General features: G+C 72.1%; 6 protein-coding genes. 1 reads left to right on the top strand and 5 read right to left on the bottom strand.

Annotated elements, in window-relative coordinates; genetic code table 11:
* The first annotated feature begins 174 nt into the window (after positions 1–174).
* A complete protein-coding gene (locus ACFVX4_RS34015; protein WP_389984975.1) occupies positions 175–1,743 on the top strand; it encodes an alpha/beta hydrolase in 1,569 nt (522 codons plus the stop codon).
* A 69-nt stretch (positions 1,744–1,812) separates the two neighbouring features.
* On the opposite strand, the gene moeZ is transcribed toward ACFVX4_RS34015, so the two are convergent.
* The 5 genes from moeZ to ACFVX4_RS33990 all read right to left on the bottom strand — a co-directional run bounded on the left by moeZ (position 1,813) and on the right by ACFVX4_RS33990 (position 8,339).
* The gene (gene moeZ, locus ACFVX4_RS34010) at positions 1,813–2,991 is read right to left on the bottom strand and encodes an adenylyltransferase/sulfurtransferase MoeZ (RefSeq protein ID WP_266414620.1); all 1,179 of its coding nucleotides are present in this window, start codon (positions 2,989–2,991) and stop codon (positions 1,813–1,815) included.
* Positions 2,992–3,076: 85 nt separating this feature from the next.
* Positions 3,077–3,907 carry a spherulation-specific family 4 protein gene (locus tag ACFVX4_RS34005; RefSeq protein WP_389984972.1) on the bottom strand — a complete coding sequence of 277 codons (831 nt, stop codon included), beginning with the start codon at positions 3,905–3,907 and terminating at the stop codon, positions 3,077–3,079.
* Entirely contained in the window at positions 3,895–4,860 is a 966-nt protein-coding gene (locus ACFVX4_RS34000; RefSeq protein WP_072483872.1) for an NAD(P)-dependent oxidoreductase, read from the bottom strand. The genes ACFVX4_RS34005 and ACFVX4_RS34000 overlap by 13 nt, the downstream gene beginning before the upstream one ends.
* Before the next feature lie 154 nt (positions 4,861–5,014).
* On the bottom strand, positions 5,015–6,286 hold the full coding sequence (locus ACFVX4_RS33995) for a hypothetical protein (RefSeq protein WP_389984984.1): 1,272 nt from the start codon (positions 6,284–6,286) through the stop codon (positions 5,015–5,017).
* A 220-nt stretch (positions 6,287–6,506) separates the two neighbouring features.
* Positions 6,507–8,339 carry a glycosyltransferase gene (locus tag ACFVX4_RS33990; protein ID WP_389984969.1) on the bottom strand — a complete coding sequence of 611 codons (1,833 nt, stop codon included), beginning with the start codon at positions 8,337–8,339 and terminating at the stop codon, positions 6,507–6,509.
* Between the last annotated feature and the right edge of the window lie 110 nt (positions 8,340–8,449).

The following is an 8,449-nucleotide window of genomic DNA, read 5'->3' as shown; positions in this document are numbered from 1 at the left end:
CCGACCCCAGACCTTACGTCTGGACCAAGACCGCAGACGAGATCCTCGAACGCCTCGCCAGCTATCTGAACAGAATTCCTGACTCAGAAGACTAGCATGGGCGGACTTTCTGTACGCCGTAGGTACGGGCACAGCTGTACGCCGCGAGTACAGGCACATCGGGAGGACGCACACGTGGTCGCACACGCACGCGCCGGGGCTCTGGCCGGCGCCGCACTTCTGCTGACGGGGCTGCTCGCGGGCTGCGGCGGAGGTACGGACGACAAGCCGGCCAACGGAACGGACCACGATGCCGCGCCCTCGGCCGGCCGGCCGTCCACCACGCCGGGCACCCCCCGGCTGCCCGCGGCCCTCACCTCCCAGCGGCTGGACTGGAAGGGCTGCGAGGCCCGCGCGGGCGAGCGCGCGCCCGGGTCCGACTGGCGCTGCTCGACGGTCCGGGTGCCGTTGGACTACGCGAAGCCCGACGGCGAGACGATCGGGATCGCGCTGATCCGCAAGAAGGCCGGGAACACCAGCCGGCGCCTCGGCTCGATGCTGTTCAACTTCGGCGGCCCCGGCGGTTCGGGGGTCTCGATACTGCCGCGCGCCGCCGGCTCGTACGGCAACCTCAACTCCCGCTACGACCTGGTGGGCTTCGACCCGCGCGGGGTCGCGGGCAGCGAAGGAGTGAGCTGCCGCACCGACAAGGAGCAGGAGAACGCCTACCGGAAGGTCGACATGACCCCGGACACGGCGGCGGAGGAGGTGGCGTTCCTGAAGGACGGCGCGGACTTCGGCGCAGGCTGCGAGCGCCGCTCCGGCAAGGTCCTGCCGTACGTCGGCACGACGAACGCGGCCCGGGACATGGACCTGATCCGTGAGGTGCTCGGCGACAAGAAGCTCACCTATTTCGGCGTGTCGTACGGCACCGAGCTCGGCGGCACCTACGCGCACCTCTTCCCCGGGAACATCGGCCGGACGGTCCTGGACGCCGTCGTCGACCCGACCGCGGACACCATCGGGCACGCCCGCAACCAGGCGACCGGCTTCCAGCGGGCGCTGGAGAACTACCTCAAGGACCGCGGTCAGGACCCGAAGGCCGGGACGCGGCGCATCGCCCGGCTGCTGGAGCGGATCGACAAGAAGCCGCTGCCGACCACCTCGGGCCGCGAGCTCAACGACTCCCTGGCCGTCACCGGCATCGTCATGCCGCTCTACTCCAAGAGCAACTGGCCGTATCTGACGCAGGCGCTGGACGAGGCCGAGAAGAGCGGCACCGGGAACATGCTGCTCCAGCTGGCCGACTCGTACAACGGCCGTGACGAGAAGGGGCACTACGACACCCAGAACCACTCGCAGCGCGCCATCTCCTGCGCGGACAGCAGCCTCCGGCCGACGGCGGACGAGGCGAAGGCGCTCCTGCCGGAGTTCCGGAAGCTGTCCCCGGTGTTCGGCCCGTTCCTGGCGTGGGACACGGCGGGCTGGTGCTCGCAGTGGCCGGTGAAGGGTGAGCACGAAAACCCGGAGGCGAGCGCTCCGGGCGCCGGTCCGATCCTGGTCGTCGGCACGACGGGTGACCCGGCGACGCCGTACGAGGGTGCCCGGAAGATGGCGGACGAGCTGGGCAAGGGCGTGGGCATCATGCTCACCAACAAGGGCGAGGGGCACGGCGCGTACGGCGGGAACTCCTGCGTGACGTCGACCGTGGACGCGTACTTCCTCGACGGGATGGTCCCGGAGGACGGCAAGACCTGCTCGTAGGGCGGCCCGGAGGTACGGCGAAGGGGCCGGTCCGTGCGGACCGGCCCCTTCGCCGTACCAAAAGGTGTCTCAGTACACGGGCTTCTCGGGCTCGATCTGGTTGACCCAGCCGATCACGCCGCCGCCCACGTGGACAGCGTCGGCGAAGCCCGCCGACTTGAGGACCGCGAGGACCTCGGCGCTGCGGACGCCCGTCTTGCAGTGCAGGACGATGCGCTTGTCCTGCGGGAGGTCCTGGAGGGCATTGCCCATCAGGAACTCGTTCTTCGGGATCAGCTTCGCGCCCGGGATCGAGACGATCTCGAACTCGTTCGGCTCACGGACGTCGATGATCTCGATCTTCTCGTCCGCGTCGATCCACTCCTTGAGCTGCTTGGGAGTGATCGTGGAGCCGAGCGCCGCCTCCTGGGCCTCCTCGGACACGACGCCGCAGAAGGCCTCGTAGTCGATGAGCTCCGTAACGGTGGGGTTCTCGCCGCAGACCGCGCAGTCGGGGTCCTTGCGGACCTTGACCTGGCGGTACTGCATCTCCAGGGCGTCGTAGATCATCAGTCGGCCGACCAGCGGGTCGCCGATGCCGGCGAGCAGCTTGATGGCCTCGTTGACCTGGATGGAACCGATCGACGCGCAGAGCACCCCGAGCACGCCGCCCTCGGCGCAGGAGGGCACCATGCCCGGCGGGGGCGGCTCCGGGTAGAGGCAGCGGTAGCAGGGGCCGTGCTCGGACCAGAAGACGGACGCCTGGCCGTCGAACCGGTAGATCGAGCCCCAGATGTACGGCTTGTTCAGCAGTACGGCCGCGTCGTTGACCAGATAGCGGGTGGCGAAGTTGTCCGTGCCGTCCACGATCAGGTCGTACTGGGCGAAGATGTCCATCACGTTGTCGGCTTCGAGCCGCTCCTCGTGAAGGACCACGTTCACGTACGGGTTGATGCCCAGCACCGAGTCCTTGGCGGACTCGGCCTTGGAACGCCCGATGTCGGCCTGACTGTGGATGATCTGGCGCTGCAGGTTCGACTCGTCGACCTCGTCGAACTCCACGATGCCGAGCGTGCCGACACCGGCCGCGGCCAGGTACATCAGGGCCGGCGACCCGAGACCGCCGGCACCGACACAGAGCACCTTCGCGTTCTTCAGCCGCTTCTGTCCGTCCATCCCGACATCCGGGATGATCAGGTGGCGGGAGTACCTGCGGACCTCGTCGACGGTGAGCTCAGCAGCTGGCTCGACCAGGGGTGGCAGCGACACAGGAACCTCAACAATGCAGGTGGTCGGTTTCTACGTACTTCATCTACGTACGGTTGTTCTTGCCGTAACACTGCCACGCCCCCTGTCATTCCGAGATACCAGGTCCGATCCGCGAGACAATTTCGTCCCAGTACCTGGGCAGCGCCGCGAATGGGTCCGTTTGTCCCTGTTGGCCGTCTCGATCCGTGAAGAAGATCGTGCCCGCGCCCTGCCAGCGGGCTATGCGCATGGCCTCTTCGAGGTGGGTGCGCGGAACGCCGTGGACGAAGTGCGCGAACCGCTCCGGCGGATACGAGGCGGTCCACTCCGCCACCTGCGACCAGCGGTAGTCGGTCCACGGTCCACTGAAGGTGACCAGCTGGTCTGCGGCCTCGGCATAGCCGGGATACGGATGGGTGCCCAGCCCGAGCACCAGCGGCCCGATCCGCTCCCCGTACGGGCGGTCGCCGTCTTCGAGGAGCGTCGCGAGGGTGCTGGTGAGACGGCGCACCGCCGGGAGGTGGGCGCGCTCGGCCGGGCAACGGCCGAGATAGAAGCCGTCGACGCGGTACCAGTCGAGGAACGACTGGGCGTCGGAGATCAGTTCCCCGAAGGGGCGGCTGCCGAAGACCAGGTCGAGATGGCCGAGCAGCCGGCCGCCCGCCGCCCGTACCGAGTCCCGCGGATCCTCGCCGTGCACGGCCCGCTCGCGCGCGTTGCGGAGCCGGCCCGCGGCTTCCAGGCAGTGCGGATCGGGGCGGGCGCCGGGGCCGTTGTCGATGTTGAGGACGGCCCAGTGCAGCGGAGTGCCGGGGCGGGCCAGTTCGGCCCATTCGGTCGGCGCGAGCAGCGGATGCGCGTAACCGGGTACGCCGAAGCCGAACTGTTCGGCGCCGCTGGTCCGGCGGGCCGTGCCGGTGCTGGTCAGATACGGCATGCCGCCTCCATCCAGATGTCGGCGAGGGACTCCTCCAGATTGATCCGGGGACGCCAGCCGAGCCGGTCCCTGGCGGTGCGGACGTCCGCCTGCTGCCAGGCGCCGCAGCCGTCCGGATAGGGGGACGGGGTCGCCGAGAGGTGCTCGATGACCGACTCGGTCGAGGTGCGCGGGGCACCGATGGGCAGCCGGGGCGGGGGCGCGTCGAGTTCGTGGAGTGCGCCCGCGTACCCGGCGACCCTGGCGAGGACGGCGGCCGCGTCCCGGAGCCGCACGGCGCGGCCGGTGCCGATGTTGACGACGCCCTGGGCGGCGGAGAGCGAGGCGGCGTGCACGGCGCGCGCGACATCGCGCACGTCCACGAAGTCGCGCTGCACGCCGAGGCCGCTGAGCTTCAGCTCGCCGTCGCCGGACTGCATGGCCCGGCGCATCGCCTCGGCGAGCCTGCCGAGCGGGGAACCGGCCGGGGTGCCCGGCCCGACCGGGGAGAAGACCCGCAGCACGACCGCGTCGAGGCCCGAGCCGAGGACGAGTTCAGTGGCGGCGAGTTTGCTGACGCCGTACGGGCCGCCGGGGCGCGGAATCGCGTCCTCGGCGGTGGACGAGCCGGGCTGCGAGGGCCCGTACTCCGACGAGCAGCCGACCTGGACGAGCCGGGCCGTGCAGCCGCTGCGCCGCATCGCCTCGCACACCGTGGCGACGGCGACGGTGTTGTGACGGGTCAGATCGCGGGCCCCGCCGCGGGTGGCGCCCGCGCAGTTGACCACCACTCCGGGGTGGACGGCGTCCAGGAAGCGGGTCAGCGCGCCGGGGCTGCCGCTGGCGAGGTCGAACCGTACGTCGGCGTCGTCGCCCCGGCCGAGCGCCGTGAGGTGCACGGCCGGGTCGGCGAGCAGGCGGTCGGCCACGAACCGGCCGAGGAATCCGTTGGCTCCGAGCAGCAGCACCCTCATCGCGCGCCCCCTCGGCGCCGACGGCGAGCTGCCGGTGAAGGGGATTGGGGGGTCATGTCCGGTGTCTCCTTGAGGAAGTGAGATGCAGTGGCGGGCAATGACCCGCGGCGTCGGCTCCGCGGGGCGTGCGGTGGCAGTGGTAATGCTGTGGTGGTTACGCGGCGGCCGGGCCTTCATCGACCGGCCGGGCGGGGGTGTGGGCGGACGCCCTGGAGAGGACGACGGTGGCGGCGATCAGGAGTCCGAGCCCGGAGGCACCGCACGCGACGGCGGGTACGGATCCGGTGCCGGACGCCATGACGAGGATGTCGACGGGGCGGGCGAGGAAGTGCAGACCGGGCAGCCGCCCGGCCAGGACCAGTGCGGGCGCCAGGGCCTCGACCGCACAGGCGACGGCCAGCCCGCCGGTGGCGAGCTCGGGGAACCCGTGCACGGTCAGCAGCCGGGCCAGCAGGAGCAGCACCCCGAGCGCGGCCGCCCCGCCGAACGCCCCGCCGCCCCCGTATCCCAGGTGGGCGAGGCAGAGCAGCCCGGCGAGGGCGCACAGGTGGAGTGCGACGGCCCCGAACAGCAGGGGGCGCACACCCGCGGCGAACTCCTCCAGCGCGCGGCTGCCGTTGAGTTTGCGGTGGGCGTGCACGGAGAAGAGGTGGGCGCACCAGGTGGCCGGGGCGAGCGAGAGGGCCAGGCCCAGCAGCGGTGCGGGGGTGATCGCCCAGGGGCCCTCGGGGCCGCCGCTGAGCACCTGGTCGAGCAGCGGTTCGCCGTACAGGACGTAGCCGAGGAGCCAGCAGCCGTACACCTTGGCCGCGCCCGATGAGCGGCCTTCGGCGTGCAGGGGGCCGCTGCGCAGGCTGACGGCGAGCCCGATGAGCGCGACGAGCGCTCCGGCGAGGGCGATCACGAGCCGTGCCCGGCCGCCGAGCACTCCCTCGGTGAGCCCGAGTGCGCCGGCGGTCGCGACGCAGGCGGCGCCCGGCACCAGCGCGCGGAGCGACCAGGCGGCGCGTGTCGCGATGTCACGCTCCGGCGCGTCGGGCCCTGTTGCGGGCTCCGCCGCCACACCGGGTACCCGTGCGAACAGCTCCTCGGCGAGCGAGAAGACATCGCGGTGCCGGTAGCGGGCGGCGACGCGGTCGGTGACGCCATGGGCTTCGAGCCCGGCGGCGACCTCCAGCGGGTCGACGGCCCGTTCGCACAGCTCGCGGTGCCGGTGCATCAGCGATTTCACGGGGTCGGCGGGGCCGCGGCGCGAGGCAATGAGCCGACGCGCCGGAGCGGGGCGCGCGATCTCGGGGGCGCGGGAGAGCTCGGAGGACTCGGACCGCCCAGGCGCCCCAGGTGTCTCGGAGGACTCGGAGGACTCGGAGGACTCGGACGGCCCGTGCGCCTCAGGCGTCCCAGGCGTTTCAAGCGTCTCAGGCATCCCAAGCATCTCGGAGGGCTCGGACGGCTCGTGCGTCCCGGGGTTCTCGGAGACCAGGGCCCGGGAGCGGAGGTCCCAGCTTCCGCCGGTGGTCGGTGTGGCGGGTGCGTCGGACACTTCGGTCGGGCCGCCCATGGTGATTCCTCCGTGATCGTCGCCGGCTGTGTCGGACCGCCCCGGCCCGCCGCCCCGGCCCGGCCCGGCCGTCTCCTGCTCCGGTTCACGCATCGCCGCCCCCCGCTCCCCGCGCTCCCGTGCAGATGGCCCGGGGCCCGCAGGCCCAGCTGGGCCTGCGGTCGGCCGTGACCGACAGGGCGAGGCCCGAGGCCGTCCACGGACCCAGGACATGCGCCTCCGGCGGGGTGGCGAAGGGGCGCGGTTCGCCGTCGGCGTCCACCGCATCGGCTTCCGTGCGCACCGGGGCGTGCGAGATCAGCTCCAGGTAGATGCCGCGAAATGCCGCGAGATTCTGTTCGACGGTGAAGAGTTCGAGCGCGCGGGCGCGCGCCGCCGCTCCGAGCCGTGCACGCCGCTCGGGGTCCCGCAGCAGCGCGAGACAGGCATCGGCCAGCGCTCTCGGGTTGCGCGGGGGCACGACGAGCCCGGTGCCGCCGATGACCTCGACGACCGCGCCGACATCCGTCGACACCGTGGCCCTGCCGCAGAACATCGCCTCGACGAGGCCGATCGGAAAACCCTCGACCACGCTGGACAGGACGACGACCCCGGCCGCCGCGTAGGCGTCCGGCAGATGGGGCACCTCGGCTCCGCCGATGTCCTCGAAGGAGACCGGGTTGTCGCCGACGGCATGGGCGTCCGCGGCCTCGTCGGGGAACAGCTGGGCGGCGAGCGCCCGGCAGTGCGCGAGATAGGTGGCGCCTTCCGCGCCCCGGACCGGGGCGCCGACGATCCTCAGCCGGGCGTCCGGTTCGGCCTTCCGCACTTCCGCGAAGGCGTGCAGCAGTGCGATCAGGTCCTTGGCGGGCTCGATCCGGCCGACCCAGACCAGGGTGTCGTCGGGCCCGCTGTCGCCGCTCTCCCCCAGCGCCGTGAAGCGGTCGGACTCCATGCCTGGGTAGACGGTGCGCAGCTTCTCGCGGGCGGCTCCGCAGCGTTCCTGCCAGCGGCGGGCGTGGGTGTTGCCGGGGGTCACGATCGCGGCCTGCCGGTACACCTCGGTGGCGAGCCGCCCGTGGAAGTTGGCGAGCAGGGCGCGCACCGGTGCGTTCAGCGGGGTGCCGGTCGCCGCGAGGTAGTGCGCCCGCAACTGCGCGCCGTGCTCGGTCACCAGCAACGGCACCCCGAAGAAGCGTTTGGCCAGCAGCCCCGGCAGAGCGGCGGCGCCGCCGGACGTCGCGTGGCAGAGGTCGACCGCGCCGAGGCCCTCCTCGTCGTACCAGTCGAGCGAGAGCGGGCGGAGCACCCGGTCGAGCTCCCGGGCGAAGGCGAGGAGGTCGGGGACGGTGGCGGTCTGGACGGTGCGCCCGGTGCCCGGGGCGCGGCAGGCCGCTTCGAGTACACGCAGGGCGGTTTCGGAGCGGAGGGCCGCGCCGAGTCCGCCGTGCTCGCGAGCCAGTTCGGCGAGTCCGTACAGGCCGTCCGTGAACTGCGCGTCCGCGGCAGCGGCGGCCGTACGCCCTTCACCGCCCGGTTCACCGGCACCCGCGCCCGCGTCGGCCCCCTCGTCCTCGCCGCTCGCCGCGCCGGCCGCGCAGACCGAGGCGGCGAGAGCCGCGAAGTGGGCCGTGAAGCGCTGCCGTTCGCGCCGTCCGTACGGGCGGATGCCCCCGCCCGTCACCATCCGGTTGAGCAGCCCCTTGGGGGCCCGGGTACCCAGGACGCCCTCGTCGGCCGTCCACAGCGGCGCCGTCCGCACCCGGCCGACCTGCGTCGGGAGCGGGACCCAGCCCCGCGCCTCCTGCTCGGCGGAGCGGCTGAGCGCGAAGAGATCGAACTCGTGCTGCGCGAGCCCGCGCACCAGGCGGTCGCACCAGAGCCTGGACTCACCGGTCGCATACGGATAACCACCGTCGGTGAGGAGTCCGATCCGCACGAGCACACCTCCGATCTCCCTTGTGGGCGGCCGCCGTTGGTATGGCGGCTCACAGCGGGACGACCGTATGCGGATACGCCGGTGGTGCGACGGACGGTTGTCCGTCGCAC

It is taken from the genome of Streptomyces sp. NPDC058240, from assembly GCF_042882135.1.
Lineage (GTDB): Bacteria > Actinomycetota > Actinomycetes > Streptomycetales > Streptomycetaceae > Streptomyces.
The sequence above is the reverse complement of the archived record's forward strand: the minus strand, read 5'-3'. Positions and strand labels throughout refer to the sequence as shown.

Coding starts and splice junctions, on each gene's coding strand:
- ACFVX4_RS34000 (WP_072483872.1), bottom strand. CDS start 4,860: ATGAGGGTGCTGCTGCTCGGAGCCAACGGATTCCTCGGCCGGTTCGTG.
- ACFVX4_RS33995 (WP_389984984.1), bottom strand. CDS start 6,286: ATGCCTGAGACGCTTGAAACGCCTGGGACGCCTGAGGCGCACGGGCCG.
- ACFVX4_RS34005 (WP_389984972.1), bottom strand. CDS start 3,907: ATGCCGTATCTGACCAGCACCGGCACGGCCCGCCGGACCAGCGGCGCC.